Consider the following 25,151-nt stretch of genomic DNA (forward strand, 5'->3'; position numbering starts at 1 on the left):
GTCCTTGCGGGTCGGAACGGGCGTGCGGACGACCGCGACCCGCCCGGCCCGCAGGCCGCGCGCGGGCCCGGCGCGCGGCCGATGGTACGGGGTGAAAGTGACAGTTCTTGGTTCACCCTTTGTTCGGCCTTTGCGAACGGGCCCGTTTCCGGCCGCGGGCGGTCAGTCCACGGGCCGGACCCGGACCCAGGTGCGGTCCTCCGTCAGGTAGCGCTCGACCGTCAGGCCGGCCTCGGCCAGGGCTTGTTCGAACGCCTCGGTGCTGAGTGGCCGGGACAGGAAGGTCTGCGTCCAGGTGCCGTCCGGGAACTCGTACTCGCAGCGGACGGAGTTCACGCCGTCGCCGACCGGGGTGGCGGAGACGAGCCGGGACCACGCGCCGGGGCCGATCGCGGTCTCGCGCGGCACGTTCAGGTGCCAGTCCTCGCCCTCGCGCTGCACCAGCACGCAGCCGTCCTCGGCGACGTGGCGACGGCAGGTCTCCAGCAGCCTCTGACGAACCGTCACATCACCGGCGTGCACCAGGAAGGAGGCGAGCACGACGACGTCGAAGCGCTCGCCGAGGTCCAGCTTCTCGATCGGGCTGCGCACCGTACGGACGTTCTCGCGGACCCGGGCCAGCATCTCGATGGACTCGTCCACGGCCGTCACGGTGAAGCCGCGGTCGGCCAGTGGGTGCGTCATCCGGCCGACGCCGCAGCCCAGTTCGAGGATGCTCGCGCCGGGCGGCACCGCCGCCTCGATCACGTCCGGGGCGTTGCCCGCGGGGAGTCGGCTCCACACCTCGACGGCGCAGCCGTCCGGGGTGATCGCGCCCGCGCCCGTTCCGTCATAGCCCTTGCGTCGGTCGTCGGTCATGTCCTTCATCCGAGCACGGATGGGCGCGGGTGGGAAGGGGGCGCCGTCAAGGGCTTGCAAGGTACCCCAGGGGGGTATAGCTTCGATCATCGACGGAGCGAGGGAAGCGGCGCTGAACGGGCGTCGGAGCAAGCGGAGGACGACATGGCACACCCCGCACAGCACGAGCACCACGGCCACCAGGAGCACCCCGGGCAGCACGGTCATGACCACCAGGTGCACGCCGGGCAGGAAGGCCAGGGGCGCCACGGGCATGACCATCGGGGGCCCGACGAGCACGGCCACCACCACGCCCACGGCGGCGGAACGAGCTGGCGGATGGCCGCGCAGGCGACCCTGCACTGCCTCACCGGCTGCGCCATCGGCGAGATCCTCGGCATGGTGTTCGGCACCGCCTTCGGCCTGCACAACGGTGCGACCGTGGTGCTCTCGATCCTCCTGGCCTTCGTCTTCGGCTACGCGCTGACCATGCGCGGCGTGCTGAAGGCCGGTCTGGACGTCGGTGCCGCCGTGAAGGTCGCGCTGGCCGCCGACACCGTGTCGATCCTGGTGATGGAGCTGATCGACAACACCGTGATGGTCACCGTCCCCGGGGCGATGGACGCCGGCCTCGGTGACCTGCTGTTCTGGGTGGCACTGGCGGGCTCGCTGGCCCTGGCCTTCGGGCTGACCGTTCCGGTCAACAAGTGGATGATCGGCCGGGGGCGCGGCCATGCCGTGGTCCACGCCCACCACCAGCACTGAATCCCGTACCCGCCGGCGCCGATCGTGCTCCGGGATGCCGGAGACCCTTGCCCGTGGCCCGCACCGACCCTTCGACGGTCGGTGCGGGCCACAGTGCGTTCCGGTGCGCCCGCTACTGCACGCCGCCCTCCAGCTCGGCCAACGTGGCGTGCAGCCAGCCGAGTTCGGCCTCGGTGGTGGCGCGGGCGATCAGCAGCTGGCCGCGCCGGAAGGGGTCGGCGAACTCCTCGGCGCCCATCGGGCGGTCGCCGTCGTAGTAGAAGCTCGCCGGCTCGGAGAGGAAGGCCAGCCGGCGGCGGAGCACGGCGGCCTGGGCGGCGGGGTCCTCGAGGTGGCGCAGGAAGGCGAGCAGCGTGAACCAGCGGTTCTCGTCGCTGATGTCCAGTGGCTCGGGCTCGCGCAGCTGGTCGAGCAGTGCGGCGCGGCCGGCCTCGGTGAGGTGCAGGGTGTGCCGGGGCGCGGCGGCGCTGCCGGGTTCGGTCCGGCGGACCAGCAGTCCGGCGGCCTCCAGGCGCTTGATCGCGGGGTAGAGCGTGCCGTCGCTGATCGGCTGGACGTGCCCGGAGAGCGCGGAGAGGTGGCGGCGCAGCTCGTAGCCGTGCAGCGGCCGCCCGTACAGGAACCCGAGGATCGCGAGCTTGAACATGGGGACACCCTCTCACGCCCATCCCTCGATCCATGGGTATATCGACTGCGGGATACCTCGATCGCGAGGTATGGTTTCGGCGTTCCCCCGGTGCTCCCGGCTGTTCCCCGCTGTTCCCGGGGTGCTCCCGGCGGTTCCCGGGTGCTTCCCCTGCAGAGGAGTCCTCGCGATGCGCCACGCCCCCGTCACCCCGAACGGCGACCTGATCCGCTGGGTCGAACTGCCCGGCGCCGAGCCGGCCCGGCTCTACCTGCACGGCCTGGGTGCCACCTCGTCGGTCTACTTCGCGGCGGCCGCCGCCCACCCGCTGCTCGCCGGACGCCGCTCGCTCCTGATGGACCTGCTCGGCTTCGGCATCAGCGACCGTCCGGCGGACTTCGGGTACACGTTGGAGGACCACGCCGACGCGGTTGCGGCGGCGGTGCGAGCGGCCGGGCTGAGCCGGGTCGAGGTGGTCGGCCACAGCATGGGCGGCGCGATCGCGATCGTCCTCGCCCACCGGCACCCCGGGCTGGTCTCCCGACTCGTCCTGGTGGACGCCAACCTGGACCCGGTCGCCCCCGACCGGCAGCGGCCCGGCAGCAGTGGCATCGCGGGCTACACCGAGGCGGAGTTCCTGGCCGGCGGCCGGGAGGAAGTCGCCGAGCGGGTCGGGCCGTTCTGGTGGTCCACGATGCGGCTGGCCGGCCCGGAAGCGCTCTACCGCAGCGCCCGCCACCTGGCCCGGGCGACGGTCCCGGCCATGCGCGAGCTGCTGCTCGGCCTCGACCTCCCGCGGACCTTCCTCCACCCGGCGGCGGACGGCGAGTTGGCGGGCTCGGACGGGCTCCGCGCGGCGGGCGTGCGGGTGGTCGCCGTCCCGGACTGCGGGCACAACATCATGCTCGACAACCCGGACGGCTTCGCGGCCGCCGCGGCGGAGGCATTCGGCCTGGGGTGAGCGGGACCGCCCGGGCCGGATTGACCGGGATCGCTTGGGTTGAACGGGGCCGCTTAGGTTGAACGGGACCGCCCGAGAGGAGCCCGCCCGATGCCCGTCGATGTCCCGCCCGACCTGGCCGCGTCCCTGGAGGCGTTCCTCGGCGCGGAGGGCCGCGCCTGGGCGGCCCGACTGCCCGCCCTGGCGGGCGAGTTGCTCGACCGCTGGGAGCTGCGCCCGGACGGGCCGCCCGCGCACGGCGTCGTCGGCCTGGTGCTGCCCGTGTTGCGCGCCGACGGGACGCCCGCCGTGCTCAAACTGCAGCCCGTGGACGAGGAAACGGCGGGCGAACCCCTCGCCCTGGACGTCTGGGACGGGTGCGGCGCCGTCCGACTGCTGGACCACGAACCCCTCTCGGGCTCCATGCTGTTGGAGCGCCTGGACCCGGCGCGTTCGCTCCTCGCCCTGCCCGACGACCTCGAGGGAGTGCGGGTGATCGCCGATCTGCTGCGCCAGCTGACACGGCATCAAGCTCCCTGCAGCCTCAGGACTTTGGCGGAAGCGTCGACAGAACTGCTGTCGCGGTCCCCGGCGGCCGTCGCCACTCTCGGCCACCCGGACGAGCGCAGCCTGCTCGCCGACTGCACGGCAGCCCTCCGCGAGGTGCGCGCCGAGCCCGGCGACCGGCTGCTCCACTGGGACCTGCACTACGGCAACGTCCTCGCCCCGCTCCCGGGGAGCGGCCGCGGCCCCTGGCTGGCCATCGACCCCAAGCCGCTCGCCGGACACCCCGGGTTCGAACTGCTCCCGGCGCTGCGCAACCGCTGGGAGGACCTGGTGGCCACCGGGGACCTCACCCGGGCGCTGCTGCGGCGCTTCGACCTCCTGACGGAGACCCTGGAGCTGGACCGCGAGATCGCGACGGCCTGGACGCTCGCCCGGGTGCTGCAGAACGCGGCCTGGGCCGCCGAGGAGGGCGAGACCGTACTGGACCCGGCCCAACGGGCCGTCGCCGAACTGCTGTTGGGGCGTTGAAGAGCGCTGTCAACGCTCCTGTGGCGGCGCGAACCGCAGCGGCGCGAATCGCACCGGGGTCCCCGGCCGGGCCTGCGCGGCGGCCGCGAGATCGGCGGTCGGGACGACGCCGATCACCGGGTATCCGCCGGTGGTCGGATGGTCGGCCAGGAAGACCACCGGCTGCCCGTCCGGCGGGATCTGCACCGCACCCAGCACCATGCCCTCGCTGGGCAGTTCGCCGTCCCGGGCCCGGGTGACCGCCGGGCCCTCGGTGCGCAGCCCGACCCGGTTGCTCGTCGAGGAGACCCGGTAGTCGTCGCGGCCCAGCCGGGCCACCGCGTCCGCCGTGAACCAGTCCGCGCGCGGGCCGAGCCGCAGCCGCAGCACCAGTTCGGCCGGGGGAGCGGGCAGCGGCACCAGCTCGGGCCGGGCCCGGTACGGCGGCGGAGTGCCGACCGGCAGCCGGTCGTCGGTGGCCAGTGGGGCCGGCCCGAGGCCGGAGAGCAGGTCCGCCGAGCGGCTGCCGATCACCGGGGGGACGGCGATCCCGCCGGCCACCGCCAGGTAGCCGCGCACCCCGTCCGTCGCCGGGCCCACCTCGACCACGGACCCGTCCGGCACCACGACCGGCGCGGCCCACGCCGCCGCCCGGCCGTCCACCCGTACCGGCGCGGGCGCACCGGTGACCGCGACCAGCACCGTCCCGACAGCCCGCAGCGCGACCCCGCCGAGCGTGGTTTCCAGCCCGGCGGCCCCCGGCTCGTTGCCCACCCGTCGGTTCGCCGCCCGCAGCGCCGGCTCGTCCAGCGCCCCGGCCCTGGGCACCCCGAGGTGCGCGACCCCGCGCCGCCCCAGGTCCTGAACCGTGGTCAGCGGCCCGGGCCGCACCACCACCAGTTCACTCATCGCCGCTGCCTCCTGACGCCCTGCCGACCGCCTGCCCGTCTGCTTGCCTTGCCGACCGCTTGCCCTGCCGACCGCCTGCCCCGCCGACCGGCCCTATTTGCTGAAGTCGCCCAGGTTGACCAGGCTCACCCGGTTGTCCCAGGCGTCCCACCGCGCGCACTTCCGCGGGGCCGAGTAGTGGTGCCAGTAGGCCATGGGCCCGCCGCCGGGCTCGTCGTCGGTGTCGACCCGGTCGGGTGTGCCGAACGCGGTGCGGAACTCCTCGTACGAGGTCAGCGCGGCGAAGTGCGCCAGGTGCGGGCCGTAGACCGCGAAGCCGACCACCGTCCCGGAGCGGATCCGGTAGGTGAGCGTGTCCGCGGCGTACAGGAAGCCCTGGGAGCGGACGGCGTCGTCGACGACCTCGTCCAGGGTCAGCCGCCGCCCGTTGCCGTCCTCGTACGCGGACTCCATGTCGGTCCCGCTCGTGCGGCGGGCGACGACGGGCGCGGTCGCGTCGACGATCCGCCGGCGCGGGACGTCGGAGGCCGGGGCTCCGAACGCCACACCGCCCAAGGTCAGGGTGGTCGGGTCGAGGTGGCGCCAGGTCAGCAGATCAAGGTTGTCGAGGAGCTCGATCATCCTCGAAGTCTAGTGAGCGCACTGCGCGGAGGGCCGGGTCGGGCCCCGCGCCACTCATGCCCGCTGCGCCGTGAACCGGACCCGGACGCCCGGGGTCAGCAGGGCCGGGGGCTCCCGGTCGGTGTCCCAGAGGGGGAGCGCCGTACGGCCGATGAGCTGCCAGCCGCCGGGGGAGGGGTGCGGGTACACGCCGGTGTACGGGCCGGCCAGGGCGACCGAGCCGGCCGGGACGGAGCTGCGTGGGGTGGCCCGGCGCGGGACCTCGTACCGCGTGGACAGGCCGGTGAGGTAGCCGAAGCCGGGGGCGAAGCCGCAGAAGGCGACCACGTACTCGGGCTCGGTGTGGATCCGGACGGCCGCCTCCTCGGACACCTCCCACAGGGTGGCGACCTCGGCCAGGTCGGCGCCGTCGTACACGGTCGGGACCTCCAGCAGCGGTCCGCGTGCCGTCTCGGCCGCCGTCGGACGGACGGTGCGGAGCAGCCGGGCCACCGCGTCGACGTTCGCGACGCCGTCCAGCAGCACCGTGCGGGCGGCCGGTACCAGCTCCTCGACCTCGCCGAGCGCGCCCGCGTCCCGCTGTTCGCGGAGCCATCCGTACAGCGCCGTGACCTCGGCCGTCCCGGGCAGCTCGACCAGCAGCGCCCGCTCGCCGACCCGCTGTACCGAGCCGGCCCGCTGTACGGAGCCGGCCGGTCGCACCGAGCCGACCCGCTGTGCGGAACCGACCGGCCGCACCGGGCCGCCCGGCGGTGGCTCGGCGCCGGCCGTCACGTGAACGCCTCCACCCGGACCCCGGCCGAGGCCAGGGCGCCGCGCACCCGCCAGGCGAGCTGGGCGGCGCCGGGGGTGTCGCCGTGGACACAGAGCGAGCGGGCCTCGACGGTGATCCGATCGCCGCCGACGGCCTCCACCGCGCCGTCCCGGGCGATGCCGACCGCGCGGGTGATCACCGCTTCGGGGTCGTGCACCACGGCGCCGGGTTCGCGGCGCGGGACGAGGGTGCCGGAGCGGGTGTACGCCCGGTCGGCGAAGGCCTCGGCGACCACCGGCAGTCCGACGCCCTCGGCGACCTCGAGCAGCCGGGAGTCGGGCAGGCCGAGGACGGGCAGCGGCCCGTCGCAGACCGCGCCGGCCCGCAGGACGCCGGCCACGACGGCCTCGGCCTGCTCGGAGTCGGCGACCACCCGGTTGTAGAGGGCGCCGTGCGGTTTGACGTAGGAGACCTTCGAGCCGGCGGCGCGGGCGAAGACCTGGAGGGCTCCGATCTGGTACGCGATCTCGTCGGCGAGTTCCTCCGGGGGGACGTCCATCGCGCGGCGGCCGAAGCCGGCCAGGTCGCGGTAGGAGACCTGGGCGCCGATCCGGACGCCGCGCTCGGCGGCCAGTGCGCAGACCCGGCGCATCGTCGAGGGGTCGCCGGCGTGGAAGCCGCAGGCGACGTTGGCGCTGGTCACCACGGACAGCAGCGCCTCGTCGTCGGTCAGCGTCCAGCGTCCGAACCCCTCGCCGAGGTCCGCATTGAGATCGATCACCGCATCGGCCACGCCCGTCCGCCTCCCAGCAGCTCTTGAGCCAGATGGTAGGGCCTGTGGGTGAAGGCCGTTGTCCGTGACCCCGGCCCCTGCCGGGCCTGCGGCGTGCGACCGGGCCCGCACGCCCCGGGGTGGCGCCATGCGGGGCGTGCGGGCCGTCTCGGCTCAGCGCGCGGGCACCGGTTCCGGGAAGGAACGTTCCAGCGGACGCAGGGCCCGCAGCACGATCAGCAGGGGGATGACACCGAAGACGCCGAACGACATGTCGATGAACCGCCACACCAGCGGGATGCCCCGCAGCGGCCCGCAGATCAGGGCCAGCGGGATGACGGCCCCGCAGGCGAGCGCGGCCCAGCGGATCACCCAGATGTTGCGGACCGGGTCCTTGAGCGGCCCCCAGAAGGCGGCGCCGATCACCAGGTGGGCGAAGGCCAGCCAGTCGGTGCCGTAGGCCAGGAAGGGGTAGCGCTCGTTGGTCTCGGCGATGCCCTTGTGGACCCGCTCGAACCAGGCCGTCACGGCGGGGAAGTGGTCGGTCAGCGGGGCGGCCGGGCCGGTCGCGAACTCGGCCAGCAGGCGGGTCTCGGTCTCCAGCGGGAAGGCGGTCAGGCCGCTGAGCACCAGGCAGACCAGGAAGAACCACAGCCAGCGCCGGACCTTGCGAAGGGTGACCGCGGGGTCGCCGTCCATGTCGTGCACCTCCATGCCGAAGGGCAGGCGGGGCCTTGTCCCGACTGCGCGGAACCGACTCTAGACCTTCCTTTTGAACGCGTTCAACTTGCCCCTTCGGGGTAGCCGAACGCAGGCCCGGAAGCGCGTCGGGTCCGCAAGCGCGTCCGCGCCAGGAAACGCGTCAAGTCCGAAAACGCGTCAAGTCCGGAAACGCGTCCGCGCCAGGAAACGCGTCGGTGCCCGGGCGCCGAGGCACCCGGGCACCGACAGTGAGCGCTACGCGGTGTAGGTGTACGTGACCGGCGCGCTGGTCCCGCCCGCCGTCGTCACGGTGAGGCCGACCGCGCCGGAGTGCGAGGCCGCCGGCGCGTACGCCGTGCAGAACTTCGGGCCGCAGGAGACGTGGTCGGCGGGCACCCCGCCGAACCGCACCGACCCGTACGTCAGGTCGGTGCCCGCGATGGAGACCTGGGTGCCGCCGGCGACCGGTCCGCTGGTCGGGTACAGGTAGGTGACCACCGGCGCGGGCGGCGCCGGCGGCGCGGCGCCGGTGTAGTCGAAGGTGGCGGGGGCGGCGGCCGTGCCGCCGGGCGTCACCACGCTGACCGGGGCGCTGCCCGAGCCTCCTGGCGTGGTCGCCGTGCACGCGGTGTCGGTGCAGTTCCCGGCCGCGGGGACGCCGCCGACCAGCACCATGCCGTGGGTGAGGTTGCTGCCGCTGACCGTCACCGCGGTGCCGCCCGTACCCGGGCCGGTGGTGGTGTCGAGGCCGGTGACGGCGGGTGCGGGCGGGGTGGCCGGCGTCGGCGTGCTGCCGTTCAGTGCCGCGAGGGCCACGTGGCCGGTCGGGTCGGTGTCGTTCGGGTTGCCGACCGTCGCGACGATCTGGCCGTCCGACTGCTGGTTGGGGTTGCCGTAGAGCTTCATCTTCATGAACTCGTAGTGGCCGGGCCGCCGGGTGCCGACCAGGACGGCGTCCAGGTGGCGGCCGTCGGGGGAGACGGTCTCGGTGAAGGTGTAGTCGTACGGGGTGGAGTAGAACATCGCGCCGTCGGTGGTGAGGCCCGGGGGCAGGTCGACGGTGATGTGGGTCGGCCCGGTGAGGTCGGCCGTCCCGGCGGACGTCCAGCCGATCGAGAACTGGCCCGGCCCGGGCGGTGTGGTGCTCGGGAGGTAGCCGTTCAGGGATACGGTCACGTGCTGCGCGGAGGTCGATGCCGTGGCGGCCGGCGCGGCCGCGGCGGCGCCGGTGGTGAGGACGACACCGGTGGTGAGGGTGGTCACGGACAGCGCGGCGGCGAGGCCCGCCTTGGCCAGTCGGCTGATCATAGGTCGATCATCACCGAACCATTGCGCCGCCCTCACGGCTTTCTCGAATATCGGTTCGAGAATGGCGGAATACCGTCGAAACCGCGTTCTGAAAACGTCCCCCGGACGGCTCCCCACCTGCCGTTCCGTCCGTCCGCAAGGTCCGTTTCGGTCGATGTCGGTGCGAACCTCTAATCTTGTCCCCCGTGACCGCCATCGCAGACCCGCCCACCGAGCCCGGCCTCCGACCGTCCGCCGGCCCGGCCGTCGCGCGCCCCGCGCCCGGCCCCGCCGCCGACGAGGGACTGGCCCGCCGGCTCAAGGCGCTGGCCTGCACCGCCCCGCTGCACGACCTGGACAACCGCAAGGTCAACCTGGCCGGCGAGTACGGCGGCTACGCGATGGCCGAGGTCGGCCTCGCCGCGATCGACCTGGTCACCCTGAACATGGACTTCGACACCGGAGCCGACCGCGACATAGTCCTCGCCCGCCTGCTGCCCCGGGTCGCCGCCCAGGCCGCCGGCCGCCCCGCCGCCGAGCACGAGCGGGTCGCCCGCTGGGTGCTGGAGTCGCTGATCAACGTCGGCAGCGTGGACCGCGGCTTCCGCGCCGTCTACGGCACCTTCGGCGCGGACGGCGCGTACGTGCGCCGCGACTACGACTTCAAGCTCATCGAGGAGGTCCCCGGCCCCGACGGCGGCGTCTACCTGCGCACCACCGACGAGGCGGTCAACGTCCTGGTCGGCGCGCTCGACACCGACGTCACCTCGGCCCAGATCGCCGCCGAGGTCAAGCTGGAGGTGCTGATCCGCCGCGGCCGCCTGGCCGACGCCCAGCTCGCCGCCGAGCAGGCCCGCTACCGCACCGTCCAGTACGCCGAGACGCTGCGCCGCGCCCTCGACGCCACCCGCCGCAACGTCCGGGCCGTCGACTGGATGCGCGCCGTCCCGGACCTCATCGAGGAGGCACTGGACCACATCGCCGACCGCTACCGGCACGAGAACGCGATTCTCACCAACATCCGCAAGGCCCGCGACGAAGCCGAGCCGAACACTCCCGAAGGGGCCGAGCACAAGCGCCGCGCCGCCGAGCTGCTCGACATCGTCAAGGACTGCATCCGCCGCCACACGAAGCTGCAGACCCGCCTGCTGGAGGCCGGCCCGCTGTTCCGCGCCGAGCAGGACCGGCAGGCCTTCGCCACCCCCGGCGCCCGCAGCGGCATCGACCTGTACGGGCAACTGCTCGCCCCCGTGCTCCGGCTGCCGATAGAGCAGGCCGTCCGCCCCACCGGCGCCTTCTTCGCCCGCGGCGCCGGCCTGCGTACCCCGGCCTCGGTCCGGGTCACCGACCTGGTCGACCTGCTGCTCACCCCACCGGTCGAGCGCGAGCACCTCGGCGCCGAGCTGCCCGACCCGGACCTGGTCGCCACCCCCGACGACAGCCGGTTCTCCGAGGCCCAGCTGGAGGCCGCGCTGGTCCTGCTCGACCTGCCCCCGGATGCCCCCCGCCGGCTCTCCGGCCTGCTCGCCGACGCCCGCAAGCAGGACCCGGAGCTGCCGTACCTGGTCGCCCTGCTCGCCGTGCACGCCGCCAGCCCGCCGGTCGGCACCGCCTACCGCCAGGGCGAGGAGCGGCTGCTGTTCGCCGTGGACGACGGCACCCCGCTGCGCGACCTCGAGTTCGGCGGCGCCGACCTGATCGTCGGCAGCGCCCTGCTCGACGCGGTCGGCATGGCCGCCGACCGCAAGGACGCCGGCTGACCGGCCGTGCCGCACCACCAGAACACCCGTAACCGCGCCACCCCCGAGGAGCACCGCCCGTGACGACCCACCACGACACGTCCTGGGCGACCGAGACCGAACCGGCCGCCCCCGCGCCGATCACCCCGGCCGACGTCGCCGACGCCGCCCGGCTGGTCTCCTTCGGCCTCCAGGCCAAGCTGCTGCCCGCCCGGGACGTCGAGTACGCCGAGCTCGTGCGCCGCCACCGCGAGGACCCGCCGTTCGCCCGGCTCGCCGACGCCATCGCCACCGGCATGGGCCTGGTCGTCCTGGAGGTCTCGCCACGCGCCGGCATGGCCGTGGCCGCCGCCGAGGACTCGCTGTTCGCCGTCCGGATGGGCGACTACTCGCGCCGCGCCGCCTCCGAGTCCACCGACCGCTTCCTGCACGGCCTGGCCCACCTGGCCGTCGCCGCGATGGCCTTCCCCCGCCCCGAGGACCTCGCCGACGACACCTACCTCGGCCGGATCACCGTCAACGGCGTCGACTCCTTCGTCCGCCAGGCCTGTCGCCGCCTGGAGGAGCAGGCCGACGCCGAGGGCGCCAACACCGACCCGCAGTCCGACGCCCCCGGCCTGGAGGCCGCCTGGCGGGTCTGGGCCCGGCGCACCGCCACCGGCGCCACCAAGGACGCCCGCCGGCTCTCCGGCTCCACCATCGGCATCGTCGCCAAGGCCGTGCTGTTCCTGGTCGACTCCGGCTTCCTGCAGAAGGTCTCCGACGACTCCGGCGGCACCTACCGCACCACCGCCCGCTACCAGCTCCAGGTCCGCGACCTGGCCGGCAGCGCGGCCATGGCCGAACTGATCGACCTGGGCGTCGTCCCGGTCTCCGACGGCACCGCCAGCCTGCTGCCGCCGGACACCTCCGACGAACTGGTCGCCGACGCCGGCCTGCCGTTCCACTCGCTCTGATCGCTCTGACAACCCCATAGACGCACGGAGAACCGCCGCACATGTACGAGCTCAACCGGGTCCGCCTCTACTCGATCGGACCGGCCGGCGCCCGCTACGCCGACACGGTGCTCGACCTGCGCGGCGTCGGCGAGCCCGTCGCCGACCCGGCCCCGCAGCAGATCGGTCTGTTCGGCGAGGAGACCGACGGCCCGGTCCGCCGCCCCGCCCCGGCCGGCGTGCTCTTCCTGGAGAACGGCGGCGGCAAGTCCGTCCTGCTCAAGCTGATCTTCTCGGTCATGCTCCCCGGCCACCGCAACACCCTCGGCGGCGCCAGCTCCGGCGTGCTGCGCAAGTTCCTGCTCGCCGACGACTGCGGCCACGTCGCCCTGGAGTGGCAGCACACCGTCACCGGCGAGCTGATCGTGGTCGGCAAGGTCAGCGAGTGGCGCGGCCGCCAGGTCTCCTCCGACCCGCGCAAGTTCGCCGAGACCTGGTACTCCTTCCGCCCGGGCCCCGGCCTCACCCTCGACTCCCTGCCGGTCGCCGAGCGGCTCAGCCTGGCCGGCGACCAGAAGGCCCGCGGCCGCCGCCGCACCATGAAGGGCTTCCGCGACGCCCTCACCGAGGCCGGCAAGGGACACCCCCACCTCGACCTGGTCTTCGAGGACGGCCACGACCGCTGGACCGAGCACCTCGGCGAACTCGGCCTCGACCCCGAACTCTTCCGCTACCAGCGCGAGATGAACGCCGACGAAGGCGAGGCGGCCGGCCTCTTCGCGGTCAAGCACGACAGCGACTTCACCGACCTCCTGCTGCGCGCCGTCACCGACACCCGGGACACCGACGGCCTCGCCGACCTCGTCCACGGCTTCGCCGCCAAACTCGGCCGCCGTGCCGAACTCACCGCCGAACGCGACTTCACCGCCGGCTCCCTGGACCTGCTCGAGCGCATCGCCGAATCCACCACCGCCCGCGAGACCGTCCGCGAGGCCCACCGCACCGCCGAGCGCCGCACCCGCCGCCTCGCCCACGCCCTCGCCTCCCGGGCCACCGCCGAACGCGACCGTGCCCAGGACCTCGCCATCGAGGTCGCCGCCGCCGCGAGCGCCGTCACCGCCGCCGAGTCCGACCGCACCCGGCACACCCTCATCACCGACGAACTCACCTACCGGCACGCCACCCTGAGCCTCGCCGCGGCCACCGCCGAAGCCGCCGCACTGCGCCGCGAGCTGATCGACGCCCGCACCCTGCACGCCGCCTGGCAGGCCGCCGAGGTGGTGCTGCGCCAGCGCGCCGCCGCCGACCGGGTCACCCGGGTCGCCGCCGCCATCCGCGAGGCCGAGCTGGACGCCGCCCCCGCGCTCGCCGCCCGCGCCCGCGCCGCGACCGCCCTCGCCCGCGCCCTGGAGACCGCCGCCGCGGCCGCCGAGACCCGCGCCGACACCGAGGAACAGCGCGCCGGCGAACTCCAGGCGGACGGCGCCAAGGCACAGTCCGACGCCACCGAGGCCGCCACCGCCGCGCAGAAGGCCCGCAGCGAGGCCGAGCACCTGCGCCAGCGCCTCACTGAGGTCGAGCAGGAGACCGAAGCCGCCGTCGAGGCCGGCTTCATCGACGCCGACGGCGACGTGGACCCGGCCCGCGCCGCCCTGCACGCCGCCGACGTCGAGAAGGCCGCCGCCGCCGCCCTCGCCCAGGCCCGTACGGCCGCCGAGGCCTGCGCCGCCCGGCTGCGCGAGGCCGCCGCCGCCACCTCGCGCGCCGAACTCGCCGCCGAACGCGCCGGCGACGCCCGCAAGGCCGCCGCCCAGGCCCTGGCCGGCGAACAGCGCACCGCGGCCCTGCTCGCCACCGAGCAGCGCCTCGCCGACCTGCTCTCCCTCACCCCGTACCAAGAGGGCGGCGAGGAGGACGCCGGCTTCCTCACCCCCGCCGTCCTCGACCGCAACGCCGAGTACCTGCGCGAACTCCTCGACGAGGGCATCGCCACCGCCGAACGCACCCTGTTCGACCTGCGGACGGCCGCCGCCGACGACTCCCGCATCCTCGCCGCCCTCGGCGACGGCGGCCTGCTGCCGCCCGGCCCGGACGTCCTCGCCACCGTCGAGTACCTCGCCGAGCACGGCATCCCGGCCCTGCCCGGCTGGCGCTACCTCGCCCAGTCGGTCGACCCGGCCGACCACGACGCGATCCTCGCCGCCCGCCCCGAACTGGTCGACGGCGTCGTCGTCACCGACCCCTCCTCGCTGGAGCGCGCCCGCGAGGCCCTCCAGTCCGCCGCCCTGCTCCCGCGCTCCACCGTGGCCGTCGGCGCCGCCGCCTCGCTGATCGCCCCGATCACCGACGAGCCCGCCTTCTTCCTCGTGCCGCCGAACCCGGCCATGCACGACGAGTCCGCCGCCGACGGCGAGCGCCGCGACCTGCGCGCCCGGGCGAGCGCCCGCGAGGAACACATCCGCGAACTCGCCGCCCGCCTCGGCGCCGACCGCGCCCTAGCCGCCCGCCTCGCCTCCTGGCACGCCAGCTGCCCGCCCGGCACCCTCGCCGAGCTCGCCGCCGCCGCCGAGACCGCCCGCGAACACGCCGAGCAGGCCGCCGCCGCCCTGGCCACCCTGCGCGCCGACCACGACGAGGCCGAGACCGACCACGCCACCGCCGTCTCCGCCCACGAGGAACACCGCGAGACCGCCCAGCGCGCCCGCCGCCGCGCCGACGCCCTCTCCGGCCTCGCCTTCCGCCTGCGCGAGCGCGCCAACTGGGCCCGCCGCCAGCGCGAACTCGCCGAGGACGCCGCCGAGTGCGACCGCCGCCAGACGCTGTGCGCCGAACGCGCCCGCACCTGCGACGAGGACCGCCGCGCCGCCCAGCGCGCCGCCGACGACGCCCGCCGTACGACCCGCGCGCTGCGCGCCGAACGCGCCGAGATCCCCGCCGCCGAGCAGACCGACGAGCCCGCCGACACCGCCCCCGCCGCGCTGCCCGCCCTGCGCGAGGCCTACCGCGCCGCCTCCCAGCTCTACGAGAAGGTCGGCGTCGGCGCCGACCTGCGCGCCGAACAGGCCCGCGCCGAAGGCGACGAGGCCGCCGCCGCGACCGAACTCGACCGCCTCACCAACAAGGTGCGCACCCGCGCCGAAGAACTCCTCGGCAGCCCCGACGGAGCCGACGGCCCGGCCCGCCAGGCCGCCGCCGCCCGCGCCGAGGAACTGGTCGCCACCATCGAGGCCCGCTCCGCCGCCGCCAGCGAACACCTCGGCCGCCTGCGCGGCGACGCCGAGCGCTCCGCCCCCACCGACGGCGAAGCGCACACCGAGCTGCCCGAGGACCTCGTCCCCACCGATCCGGAGCACGCCCAGGCCCTGCTGCGCACCGCCACCAGCCGCCTCGCCGAACGCCGCGAGGCCCTCGACGCCGCCCGCACCGCCCACGCCGACCTGCAGCGCACCTTCGACACCGCCCAGTCCGCAGCCGCCGACTTCGACGAACTGGCCGGCCAACTGCGCGACGGCCTGCGCGACCACCAGGAGGACCCGGACGACCCGATCGAGCCGTACCTCGGCTCCCTCGCCGAGGCCCGCACCGGTGCCACCGAGGCCCGCCGGGCCCTGCGCACCGCCGCCGGCGAACTGTCCAGCGCCGAACTCGCCGTCCGCGACACCGCCGACGCCCTCGTCCGGCACGCCAACGCCGCCCGCTACGAGGCCGTCCGCACCCCAGCCCGCCAGCAGATCCGCGAACTGCCCGCCTCCGCGCTGCCCGAGCACGCCGCCGCCTGGGCCGCCGCCTTCGCACCCCGACTGCGCGTGCTCACCGACGAACTCGCCCAGCTGGAGAAGAACCGCGGCTCGATCGTGGACCGCCTGCGCGGCCTGGTCGAGTCCTCGCTCACCACCCTGCGCGCCGCCCAGCGACTCTCCCGGCTGCCCGAAGGCCTGGGGGAGTGGTCCGGCCAGGAGTTCCTCCGGATCCGCTTCGAGGACCCGGACCACGCCACCCTGGTCGAACGCCTCGGCGAGGTCATCGACGAAGCCACCCGCGCCGCCGTCAAGAAGAACAGCGACCTGCGTCGCGACGGCATGTCCCTGCTGCTGCGCGGCGTCGCCGCCGCGATCGGCCCCAAGGGCGTCAGCGTCGAGATCCTCAAGCCCGACGCGGTGCTGCGCGCCGAGCGGGTCGGCGTCGGCCAGATGTCCGACGTCTTCTCCGGCGGCCAGCTGCTCACCGCCGCCATCGCGCTCTACTGCACGATGGCCGCGCTGCGCGCCAACGACCGCGGCCAGTCCCAACTGCGGCACGCCGGCACGCTGTTCCTCGACAACCCGATCGGCCGCGCCAACGCCACCTACCTGCTGGAGCTCCAGCGCGCCGTCGCCGACGCGCTCGGCGTCCAGCTCATCTACACCACCGGCCTGTTCGACACCACCGCGCTCGCCGAGTTCCCGCTGGTGATCCGCCTGCGCAACGACGCCGACCTGCGGGCCGGCCTCAAGTACATCTCGGTCGAGGAGCACCTGCGCCCCGGCCTGCCCGCCGCCCCGGACCCGGACGGCCCGACCATCCACGGCGAGATCACGGCCACCCGGATGTTCAAGCGCCCCGCGGAGGTTCCCGCCCAGCCGTGAGCGGACGTCCCTGCGCGGCCGTGAACGCGGGTCCCACGCGGCTGTGAAGGGAGTTCCCACGCAGCCGTGAACTGACTAGCGTGATCGGCATGCTGACGATCGCGCACCTCAGTGACATCCACCTCGGCCAGGTCCACCGCCGGGACGGCGGCAAGCGCGCCCGGCGGCGGACCGAGCAGGTGATGGCGTACCTCGACGCCCTGCCCGGCCCGCTGGACGGGGTGCTGGTCACCGGCGACCTCGCCGACCACGGCCTGGCCGAGGAGTACCGGCAGGTGGCCAAGGCGCTCACCTCCCGGCACCCGGTGCTCACTTGCCCCGGCAACCACGACTCCCGGGTGCCGTACCGGGAGGTGCTGCTCGGCGAGCCGGCCGGGGAGGGGCCGATCAACCGTCTGCACCAGCTGCCCGGCGCCGACGTGCTGATGCTCGACTCGTCCATACCCGGAAAGGACGACGGCCTGCTCGACGAGGAGACGCTGGACTGGCTGGACACCCGGCTCGCCGCCGGGCGCACCGAGCTGCCCGCCCTGGTGGCCTTCCACCACCCGCCGGTCGAGCTGCACCTGCCGATGGTCGACGGGATCCGCCAGTTCGGCGAGGCGGACCTCGCCGCGGTGCTGCGCCGCCACCCCCGGGTGGCCGCCCTGCTCTGCGGTCACTCCCACACCCCCGCCGCGACCACCTTCGCGGGCCTGCCGCTGCTGGTCGCGCCCGGCGTGGTCTCCACCGTCACCCTGCCCTGCGAGGGCGGGCGCGGCATCTCCTTCGACCACCCGCCGATGCTCGCCTTCCACGTCCTGGACGGGGACGCCCGGATCACCACCCACTACCGGGTCGTCCCGGTCGACTAGCCCGCCCGCCGGCCTTCCTTCAACCGGCGCAGGACCGCCATGAGTTCGGCGGGCGGGGCGATGGCGAAGGAACGCTCCGCCCCGTCGAACGCGGTCGGCTCGGTGATCGCGCTGACGCTCGGCCCCGGTGTCACGGCGGCGTGGTCGACACCCGCGGCTGGTGCGGCGGGTGCTGCGGCCACGGGTAGAGCGGCTGATCCGGCTGCTGATCCGGCTCTTGGTACACCGACTGGTACGACTGTTGGTACGGCTGTTGGTACGCCTGTTGGTGCACTGACGAGCCGGGCCGGGGGAACGGCCGGGCCGCCAGCGGTTCGGAGGGCGCCCGGCCGCCCGCCATCGGGTGGGTGGAGACCGGCGCCCGCATCCGCTGCGCGGCGACCTGGCGGGAGATCAGGATCTCCAGCAGGCACCACATGGTGCCGAACACCCCGAGCCCCATGGCCATCAGTGCGGGCGTCAGCATCGAACTGCCCGCGTACGAGGACAGCGTCGCGACGACCACACCCACCAGGGTGAAGGCCAGGGAGAGCACGGCCCGGACTGCGGCGGCGCGCACTTCGTCGGGAAGGCGGCGACGGCGGCGTGGCACGGACATCGGGCGACCCCCAGGCGCGGATTCGGCGCCGGACACGGAACAACTGGTTACGGAACGGGCGCACACGAAACGCGACCCCAGGCTCACTCTGCCCCGCCGAACCAGGACTATGCGTCCGAATCCACCGAACAGCCACCAAACCGTGTCATCCGGGCAGAGGTCACCGGGAGGTCAGCCCAACTGCTGGTTGAGCTCCTCCAGGGCGCCCGTGACGATCGTCCGCATCGCCTGCTCGGCCTCGTCGGCGTGCCCCGAGCAGATCGCGTCGGCGACCTCGCGGTGCAACCGGATCGCGTACGGCTCCGGCTGATGGGGCATCAGATGGTACTCGGTCCGCCCGGTGAGCACCGCCCCCACGGTGTCCCCGAGGTGGGCGAACATCTCGTTGCCGGAGGCGCGCAGCACCAGGGCGTGGAAGGCGATGTCGTGGCCGAGGAAGGTGGTCAGGTCGGCCTCGCGCGCGGAGACCGTCAACTCGACGGCCAGTGAGCTCAGTTCGCGTCGGTCGTCATCGGTGGCGTGGACCGCGGCGAGCGCCGCCGCGGCCGGCTCGACGGCCATCCGCAGCGAGCCGAGGGAGCGCAGCTGGGCGGGCCGGTCGGCCCCGGCGAGGCGCCAGCGGATCACCATCGGGTCGAAGACGTCCCAGAGCGATTTCGGCAGCACGGTGATCCCGACCCGTCGCCGGGATGCCACCATGCGCATCCCCTCGAGGATCCGCACCGCCTCCCGGACCACCGTCCGGGACACCCCGAACCGTTCTTCCAGGTCCTCCCCGCGCAGGACCGCGCCCTCGGGGATCTCCCCGGACGCGATCGTCGGCCCGAGCTCGTCAAGCAGCCGCCCGGGCAGCCCCTGGATCTCCATCCGCCCAGGGTAGACGTCCGGCCCGTGAGCGTTCGCATCGCCCTGCGATCCAGCCCACACCTCAAAAGTATGACGATTTGGTTTCCACTACTTGAATACGTCATATCTTTGAGGCGATAGTGGCGGCCAGGCAACGAAGGAGCACCACCCATGGCTCTCAGCGTCGAGAACCACGACCTCCCGCAGGCCCCCCTCACCATCGTGGTGATGGGCGTCTCGGGAGTCGGCAAGACCACTCTGGCCCGCCTGCTGGCGGACCGCCTCGACCTCCCCTTCGCCGAGGCGGACGACTTCCATCCGGCGGCCAACATCGCCAAGATGTCGGCCGGCGTCCCGCTGGACGACGAGGACCGCGCCCCCTGGCTGCGCGCCATCGGCGCGTGGCTCAAGGAGCGGACCGAGGACGGCACCGGCGGTGTGGTCACCTGCTCGGCGCTGAAGCACCGCTACCGCGACGCCCTGCGCGCGGCCTGCCCGGGCGCCTTCTTCCTGCACCTCAGCGGTGGCCACGAGCTGGTCGAGGACCGGCTCAGCCACCGCACCGGCCACTTCATGCCGTCGTCGCTGCTCGACTCGCAGTACGCCGCCCTGGAACCCCTGGAGGCGGACGAGCACGGCGCCGTCCTGGACGTGGGCCCGTCCCCCGAAGAACTCGTCGAGATGGCCGCGGCACTGCTGCGGCCCGTCAATGGAGACCTCACGTGAGCGAGCGAAGCGAGCGAGCCGTCAGAAGGCGCGTAAGGGCGAATGCCCCGACCGAGCGAAGCGAGGCGGGCGCATGAGCTTGTCCGCCACTCTCCTCTCTGCCGCCCCACCGGCCCTGCCGCACACCGGCAGCGACTCCCAGCTGCTGATCGCGGTGCTGCTCAGCATCGGTGCGATCGTCGTACTCATCACCAAGCTGAAGCTGCACCCGTTCCTCGCCCTCACGCTCGGCTCCGGCCTGCTGGCCGCCGTCGCGGGCGCTCCCTTCGACAAGCTGCTCAGCAGCTTCTCGACGGGTTTCGGCTCCACCGTGGCCAGTGTCGGCCTGCTGATCGGCCTCGGCGCGATGCTCGGCAAGCTGCTCGCCGACTCCGGCGGCGCGAACATCATCGCGGACACCGTGCTCTCCCGTACGGGCAACAGGGCGCTGCCCTGGGCGATGGCGCTGATCGCCGCCGTGCTCGGCCTGCCGCTGTTCTTCGAGGTCGGCGTCGTCCTGCTGATCCCGATCGTGCTCCTGGTCGCCCGCCGGGGCAACGTTCCACTGATGCGGGTCGGCATCCCGGCCCTGGCCGGCCTGTCGGTGCTGCACGGTCTGGTGCCCCCGCACCCGGGCCCGCTGGTCGCCGTCGACGCGCTGAAGGCCGACCTCGGCATCACCCTGGCGCTCGGCCTGCTGATCGCCGTCCCGACCCTGATCATCGCCGGTCCGCTGTTCGCGCGGGTCGCCGAGCGCTGGGTCGGTCCGCTGGAGCTCCCGGCGGCCACCGCCCCCGCGGAGTCGGCCGAGCGCGACCGCACCCCGTCCTTCGGCGCGGTGCTGGCGACGATCCTGCTGCCGGTCGTGCTGATGCTCGGCAAGGCGCTGGCCGACGTGGTGATCGACGACCCGAAGGCGATCGGCCAGCGGGTGTTCGACTTCGTCGGCTCCCCGCTGATCGCCCTGCTCGCCGCGACCCTGCTCGGCATGCTGACCCTCGGCAGGGCGGCGGGCTTCGACAAGGCCCGGATCTCCGACACCGTCGGCAAGTCGCTCGGCCCGATCGCGGGCATCGTCTTCATCGTCGGCGCGGGCGGCGGTTTCAAGCAGACCCTGATCGACGTGGGCGTCGGCAACGCGGTGAGCGAGTGGTCCGGCAAGTGGCACATCTCGGCGCTGCTGCTGGGCTGGCTGATCGCCGTGCTGATCCGGCTGGCCACCGGCTCGGCGACGGTCGCCACGATCACGGCGGCGGGCATCGTCTCCCCGCTCGCCGCGAACATGTCCTCGACCCACGCGGCCCTGCTGGTGCTCGCGATCGGCGCCGGCTCGCTGTTCTTCTCGCACGTCAACGACGCCGGGTTCTGGCTGGTGAAGGAGTACTTCGGGATGAGCGTCGGGCAGACGCTGAAGTCCTGGTCGGTGATGGAGACGGTGATCTCGGTCGTCGCGATCGCCCTGATCCTGCCGCTGAGCCTGATCATTTAGAAGTTCGGTGAAAAGCCTTCAGGTCCCGGCCCCGGCGCGTGAGCGGTGGGGCCGGACTCGTCAGCTGCCGAGTACCCGATCCCGGACCGGGACGGCGCCCGGACGGCGCTGAGCCGGTCGACACCACGTGGGGTCGCGCTGCGGCACCAGCCAGCCGCAACGGGCCGACCCGCAACGGGCCGACCGCAACGGGCCGACCGCAACGGGCCGTTCGTGGCGGCAGGGCCTGAACGGTGCGCCCTTCTCGGACAGCGGGATGCCGAGGAGAGCGATTCTCGCCGCACGGCCCCGGTCACGTCGATTCAGATCGACAGAACGTCAGGAACGTGCCAGCTGGTGCACGGTCGGCACCGTCCGTCGCAGGAAGGGCCCAGGCGGGCTACCGGCCCATCGAGGATCCACGTGGGACGCGAGCCCTCGGTTCAGCCTGATTGCCCCAGCAGCCCCGACAGCACCGCCGCCGTCGCCTCCAGCAGCTGCTCCGCGACCGCGCCGCCCGCCGCCGTACGGGCCAGCAACCCCTCCCGCGCGGCGAGGATCACCGTCGCGGCCTGCCCGGCGCTCGCGCCCTCGGGTACCAGTTCCGGCAGTGCCCGCTCCAGGACGTCGGCCAGCGCCCGCGCGACCGTCCGGTCGTGCGCGGCGACCTGCTCGGCCAGCGCCTGCGTCCGGGCGGCGACCAGCCGGAACTCCAGGAACAGCAGGATCCACCCGGTCTCCGCGGGCTCGACCCGCAGCAGCGCCTCGACCAGCAGCCGGGCCCGATCCCGCGGCGCGAGCGCCTCGCAGGCGGCGGCGAGCTGCTCCAGCTCGGCCATCCGCTGCGCCGCCTGGTCGTCGAAGAGCGCCAGCAGCAGGTCCTCCTTGCGGCCGAAGTTCGAGTAGAAGGCGCCGCGGGTGTAGCCGGCGGCGGCACAGACGTCCTCGATGCTCGTCCGCGCGAAGCCGACGGTGAGGAACAGTTCGCCCGCCGCGGCCAGTAGCCGGGCCCGGGTGTGGACACGACGGCGAGGCGGTCGGGCAGCGGCGGCATCGGCCGGGGGTGGGTTCACAGGGGAACGATACATGGTGTATTCAGTACGAGTCGTATTCAATACGGGCCGTACTGAACTGCCGGTGCGAGCCGTACCGAACCGCCGGTGCCAGCCGCACCGAACCCGAGGGGGACCACCACCATGAGCCGACTGCTGATCACCAACGCCCACCTGCTCCACCCCGAGCACGGCACCCGCACCGACCGCGGCTGGCTGGAGACCGCCGACGGCCGGATCGCCGCCACCGGCACCGGCCGCCCGCCCGCCGCGAGCGACGGCGTCCGGGTGGTCGACGCCGCCGGCGGCACCGTCCTGCCCGGCCTGATCGACGCCCACGTCCACCTGCTGGTCACCACGCTCGACCTGCACGACGTCGCCGACTGGACCCCCGGTTACGCGACCGTCCGCGCCCTCGCCGAGGCCGGACGCATGCTGCGCCGCGGCTTCACCACCGTCCGCGACGTCGGCGGCGCCGACCACGGCATGGCCCGCGCCCTGGCCGAGGGCCTGGTGCCCGGCCCCCGACTGCTGCACGGCGGCAAGGCGCTGTCCCAGACCGGCGGCCACGGCGACCTGCGCCCGCTCGGCGACGACGCCCTGCCCTGCTGCGAGTCCCGGCCGAACTTCGGCCGGATCGCCGACGGCGTGGACGCGGTACGGGCCGCCGCACGGGACGAGTTCCGCAAGGGCGCGCGCCACCTCAAGGTGCTGCTCTCCGGTGGCGTCGCCTCCCCGCACGACGAGATCGCCGCCGTCCAGTACAGCGAGGAGGAGATCCGCGCGGCGGTCGAGGAGGCGGAGAACCACAACCGCTACGTCACCGTGCACGCCTACCACCCGCGGGCGATCGACCGCGCCCTGCGGGCCGGGGTGCGCTGCGTCGAACACGGCAACCTGCTGGACGACGGCACGATCGCCCTGCTGCTGGAGAAGGACGCCTTCCTGGTCCCGACCCTGGTCGCCTACAAGCAGACCGCCAAGCTCGGCGCCGCCTCCGGCCTGCCGCCCGCCTCCGTCGGCAAGCTCGCCGAGGTCCGCGACCGGGGCCTCGACGCCCTGGAGCGGGCCCACCGGGCGGGCGTCAACCTCGTCTACGGCAGCGACCTGCTCGGCCCGCTGCACCCGGCCCAGCTGGAGGAGTTCACCCTGCGCGCCCAGGTCCAGCCGGTCGCGGACGTGCTCCGCTCGGCGACCACCACGGCGGCCCGACTGCTCGGCATGGCGGGGGAGATCGGCACCCTCGCCCCGGGCGCCCACGCCGACCTGCTCGTCGTCGACGGCGACCCGCTGGCCGACCTCACCGTCCTCACCCGCCCGGAGCGGCACCTCAAGCACGTGGTCAAGGCCGGCGCGGTCGTGTGAACACCCTGATCTGACAAAGCGAAGGGCGGGCGCCCGGGAAACCCCGAACACCCGCCCGCCGTAAAGCTGTTGTTACTTGCCGACCCGCTTCGCGAGGCTGTGCTTACTTGGTCCCACGCTTCGCGAGGCTGTGCTTACTTGGTCCCACGCTTCGCGAGGAAGGCCTCGACCTCGGCCTGGATCTCCGGCGTGTCCAGCCCGCGCACCGTCATCGTGGTGCGGCGGCGCAGCACGTCGTCCGCCGTGTACGCCCACTCGTTGTCCGCCGCGTACGCGACCTGCGCCCAGACGTCGGGCCCGTCCTCGTGGATCGGCCGGCCGAGCTCCGGGTTCTCGTCGATCATGCGGGCGATCTCGAAGGAGAGCGTGCCGTAGTGGCTGGCCAGGTGCTTGGCGACCAGCGGCTCCATCCGCGAGCCCGGCTCACGGTCGATCAGCAGGCGGTGCGCCACCGCGTTCGGCGCGCCGACGCCCGGCAGCGGGACGGTCGGGGCGATCGGGGACATGTCCTCGCCGAGGCTGGTGCCGGGCACGTGGGCCAGCTTCTCCAGCACGGCGCGGCCGATGTGCCGGTAGGTGGTCCACTTGCCGCCGGAGACCGACAGCATGCCGCCGCGGCCCTCGGTGACGACGGTCTCGCGCTTGGCGGCGGCGGTGTCGCCGGGGCCGCCGGGCAGCACGCGCAGGCCTGCGAAGGAGTAGGTGACCAGGTCGCGGTCGAGGTGCTCGTCGCGGATCGCGTGCGCGGCCTCGCCCATGATCTGGTCGATGTCCGCGTCGGTGGCCCGGACGTCCTTGGGGTCGCCGGTGTACTCCTCGTCGGTGGTGCCGAGGAGGACGTGGTCCTCCCACGGGATGGCGAAGGAGACGCGGTACTTGTCGATCGGGATGGTCAGCGCGGCGCGCCACGGCGAGCGGCGCTTGACCACGACGTGGGCGCCCTTGGAGAGGCGGATCGACGGCGCGGCGCCGGCGTCCTCCATCGTGCGCAGGTGGTCGACCCACGGGCCGGTGGCGTTGAGCACCAGGCGGGCGTTGATGCCGAACTCGCTGCCGTCCAGGCGGTCGCGGAGCTCGGCACCGGTGACCCGGCGGCCGGTGAAGCGCAGCCCGGTGACCTCGGCGTGGTTGAGCACCACGGCGCCGGCGTCGACCGCGGCGCGCACGGTCATCACGGCGACGCGCGAGTCGTTCATCTGGTGGTCGCCGTAGACGGCCACCGAGCGCAGGCCCTCGGTGCGCAGCGCGGGCACCTGCTGGGCGGCGTGCGCGGCGGTGGAGACCCGGCCCATGCCGTCGCGGAAGGCGGACAGCGCAGAGTAGAGGAAGACGCCGGCGCCGAGCTTGGCGGCGCCGTGCGGGCCGCCCTTGTAGACCGGCACGAAGAAGGTCAGCGGGTTGACCAGGTGCGGGGCGACGTCGGTGGAGAGCGCGCGGCGCTCCTTGTGGTTCTCCGCGACCAGCTTGACCGCGCCGGTCTGCAGGTAGCGCAGACCGCCGTGGACGAGCTTGGAGGAGGCGCTGGAGGTGGCACCGGCGAAGTCGCCGGCATCGACCATGGCGACCTTCAGGCCGGCCTGGGACGCGGTCCAGGCGACGGCCGTGCCGAGGATGCCGCCCCCGATCACCAGCAGGTCGTAGGTGGCCTTGCCGAGCAGTTCGCGGGTCTCGGCGCGGGAGGCGGTGCGGCCGGCGGTGCGCTCGGCGCCCAGGGTCGGGATGGTTGCCATGGTGGTTG

23 protein-coding genes are annotated in these 25,151 nt (G+C 74.0%); 10 read left to right on the forward strand and 13 right to left on the reverse strand.

Annotated elements, in window-relative coordinates; all coding sequences use genetic code 11:
• Positions 1-162: 162 nt before the first annotated feature.
• Entirely contained in the window at positions 163-858 is a 696-nt protein-coding gene (locus ACZ52R_RS34670; protein ID WP_465625446.1) for a class I SAM-dependent methyltransferase, read from the reverse strand.
• A 144-nt stretch (positions 859-1,002) separates the two neighbouring features.
• On the opposite strand from ACZ52R_RS34670, the gene ACZ52R_RS34675 reads away from it, so the two are divergent.
• The gene (locus ACZ52R_RS34675) at positions 1,003-1,602 is read left to right on the forward strand and encodes a DUF4396 domain-containing protein (RefSeq protein ID WP_465625444.1); all 600 of its coding nucleotides are present in this window, start codon (positions 1,003-1,005) and stop codon (positions 1,600-1,602) included.
• 112 nt (positions 1,603-1,714) lie between these two features.
• Here ACZ52R_RS34675 and ACZ52R_RS34680 read toward each other — a convergent pair whose 3' ends face one another.
• Positions 1,715-2,248 carry a PadR family transcriptional regulator gene (locus ACZ52R_RS34680; protein ID WP_465625442.1) on the reverse strand — a complete coding sequence of 178 codons (534 nt, stop codon included), beginning with the start codon at positions 2,246-2,248 and terminating at the stop codon, positions 1,715-1,717.
• Between the two features lie 169 nt (positions 2,249-2,417).
• Here ACZ52R_RS34680 and ACZ52R_RS34685 point away from each other — a divergent pair, with 169 nt between their 5' ends.
• Positions 2,418-3,188 carry an alpha/beta fold hydrolase gene (locus ACZ52R_RS34685; protein ID WP_465754793.1) on the forward strand — a complete coding sequence of 257 codons (771 nt, stop codon included), beginning with the start codon at positions 2,418-2,420 and terminating at the stop codon, positions 3,186-3,188.
• 90 nt (positions 3,189-3,278) lie between these two features.
• Entirely contained in the window at positions 3,279-4,202 is a 924-nt protein-coding gene (locus ACZ52R_RS34690; RefSeq protein ID WP_465754794.1) for an aminoglycoside phosphotransferase family protein, read from the forward strand.
• A 9-nt stretch (positions 4,203-4,211) separates the two neighbouring features.
• On the opposite strand, the gene ACZ52R_RS34695 is transcribed toward ACZ52R_RS34690, so the two are convergent.
• The 6 genes from ACZ52R_RS34695 to ACZ52R_RS34720 form a co-directional block, all read right to left on the reverse strand.
• Entirely contained in the window at positions 4,212-5,090 is an 879-nt protein-coding gene (locus ACZ52R_RS34695; RefSeq protein ID WP_465754795.1) for a 5-oxoprolinase subunit C family protein, read from the reverse strand.
• A gap of 93 nt (positions 5,091-5,183) precedes the next feature.
• Positions 5,184-5,711, reverse strand: coding sequence for a hypothetical protein (locus tag ACZ52R_RS34700; protein WP_465625434.1), 528 nt, complete (start codon positions 5,709-5,711; stop codon positions 5,184-5,186).
• 54 nt (positions 5,712-5,765) lie between these two features.
• Positions 5,766-6,413: a 5-oxoprolinase subunit PxpB gene (gene pxpB / locus ACZ52R_RS34705; RefSeq protein ID WP_465754803.1), complete on the reverse strand. Its 648-nt coding sequence runs from the start codon at positions 6,411-6,413 to the stop codon at positions 5,766-5,768.
• A gap of 68 nt (positions 6,414-6,481) precedes the next feature.
• Positions 6,482-7,258: a LamB/YcsF family protein gene (locus tag ACZ52R_RS34710; RefSeq protein ID WP_360504918.1), complete on the reverse strand. Its 777-nt coding sequence runs from the start codon at positions 7,256-7,258 to the stop codon at positions 6,482-6,484.
• Between the two features lie 153 nt (positions 7,259-7,411).
• Entirely contained in the window at positions 7,412-7,936 is a 525-nt protein-coding gene (locus ACZ52R_RS34715) for a hypothetical protein (protein ID WP_465625432.1), read from the reverse strand.
• A 258-nt stretch (positions 7,937-8,194) separates the two neighbouring features.
• Positions 8,195-9,247, reverse strand: a complete 1,053-nt coding sequence (locus ACZ52R_RS34720; RefSeq protein ID WP_465754796.1) for an IPT/TIG domain-containing protein — start codon at positions 9,245-9,247, stop codon at positions 8,195-8,197.
• 194 nt (positions 9,248-9,441) lie between these two features.
• Between ACZ52R_RS34720 and ACZ52R_RS34725 the strand changes: the two genes are divergently transcribed.
• The 4 genes from ACZ52R_RS34725 (at position 9,442) to ACZ52R_RS34740 (ending at position 17,379) form a co-directional block, all read left to right on the forward strand.
• Positions 9,442-10,986, forward strand: a complete 1,545-nt coding sequence (locus ACZ52R_RS34725) for a hypothetical protein (RefSeq protein WP_360504988.1) — start codon at positions 9,442-9,444, stop codon at positions 10,984-10,986.
• 59 nt (positions 10,987-11,045) lie between these two features.
• The gene (locus ACZ52R_RS34730; protein ID WP_360504912.1) at positions 11,046-11,921 is read left to right on the forward strand and encodes a hypothetical protein; all 876 of its coding nucleotides are present in this window, start codon (positions 11,046-11,048) and stop codon (positions 11,919-11,921) included.
• Positions 11,922-11,962: 41 nt separating this feature from the next.
• Entirely contained in the window at positions 11,963-16,525 is a 4,563-nt protein-coding gene (locus ACZ52R_RS34735; RefSeq protein ID WP_465754797.1) for a hypothetical protein, read from the forward strand.
• A gap of 89 nt (positions 16,526-16,614) precedes the next feature.
• Entirely contained in the window at positions 16,615-17,379 is a 765-nt protein-coding gene (locus tag ACZ52R_RS34740) for a metallophosphoesterase (RefSeq protein ID WP_465625425.1), read from the forward strand.
• On the opposite strand, the gene ACZ52R_RS34745 is transcribed toward ACZ52R_RS34740, so the two are convergent.
• The 3 genes from ACZ52R_RS34745 to ACZ52R_RS34755 form a co-directional block, all read right to left on the reverse strand.
• Positions 17,376-17,513: a hypothetical protein gene (locus ACZ52R_RS34745; RefSeq protein ID WP_465625423.1), complete on the reverse strand. Its 138-nt coding sequence runs from the start codon at positions 17,511-17,513 to the stop codon at positions 17,376-17,378. The two genes, ACZ52R_RS34740 and ACZ52R_RS34745, sit on opposite strands and share 4 nt — an antisense overlap.
• Positions 17,510-17,977 carry a hypothetical protein gene (locus ACZ52R_RS34750; RefSeq protein WP_465625421.1) on the reverse strand — a complete coding sequence of 156 codons (468 nt, stop codon included), beginning with the start codon at positions 17,975-17,977 and terminating at the stop codon, positions 17,510-17,512. Before ACZ52R_RS34750 ends, ACZ52R_RS34745 begins: the two co-directional genes overlap by 4 nt.
• A gap of 171 nt (positions 17,978-18,148) precedes the next feature.
• Positions 18,149-18,844 (reverse strand): FadR/GntR family transcriptional regulator, encoded by a 696-nt coding sequence (locus ACZ52R_RS34755; RefSeq protein WP_465625419.1) that lies wholly within the window; start codon positions 18,842-18,844, stop codon positions 18,149-18,151.
• Positions 18,845-18,994: 150 nt separating this feature from the next.
• Here ACZ52R_RS34755 and ACZ52R_RS34760 point away from each other — a divergent pair, with 150 nt between their 5' ends.
• Entirely contained in the window at positions 18,995-19,549 is a 555-nt protein-coding gene (locus ACZ52R_RS34760) for a gluconokinase (RefSeq protein WP_465625417.1), read from the forward strand.
• 73 nt (positions 19,550-19,622) lie between these two features.
• On the forward strand, positions 19,623-21,017 hold the full coding sequence (locus ACZ52R_RS34765) for a GntT/GntP/DsdX family permease (protein ID WP_465625415.1): 1,395 nt from the start codon (positions 19,623-19,625) through the stop codon (positions 21,015-21,017).
• A gap of 422 nt (positions 21,018-21,439) precedes the next feature.
• Here the strand turns inward: ACZ52R_RS34765 and ACZ52R_RS34770 are convergent, their stop codons facing one another.
• Positions 21,440-22,069 (reverse strand): TetR/AcrR family transcriptional regulator, encoded by a 630-nt coding sequence (locus tag ACZ52R_RS34770; RefSeq protein WP_465754798.1) that lies wholly within the window; start codon positions 22,067-22,069, stop codon positions 21,440-21,442.
• A gap of 123 nt (positions 22,070-22,192) precedes the next feature.
• On the opposite strand from ACZ52R_RS34770, the gene ACZ52R_RS34775 reads away from it, so the two are divergent.
• Positions 22,193-23,413 (forward strand): metal-dependent hydrolase family protein, encoded by a 1,221-nt coding sequence (locus ACZ52R_RS34775; RefSeq protein ID WP_465754799.1) that lies wholly within the window; start codon positions 22,193-22,195, stop codon positions 23,411-23,413.
• A gap of 134 nt (positions 23,414-23,547) precedes the next feature.
• On the opposite strand, the gene ACZ52R_RS34780 is transcribed toward ACZ52R_RS34775, so the two are convergent.
• Entirely contained in the window at positions 23,548-25,143 is a 1,596-nt protein-coding gene (locus ACZ52R_RS34780) for a glycerol-3-phosphate dehydrogenase/oxidase (RefSeq protein WP_360504892.1), read from the reverse strand.
• Positions 25,144-25,151 lie beyond the last annotated feature (8 nt).

It is taken from the genome of Kitasatospora sp. NPDC034023 (assembly GCF_055575795.1).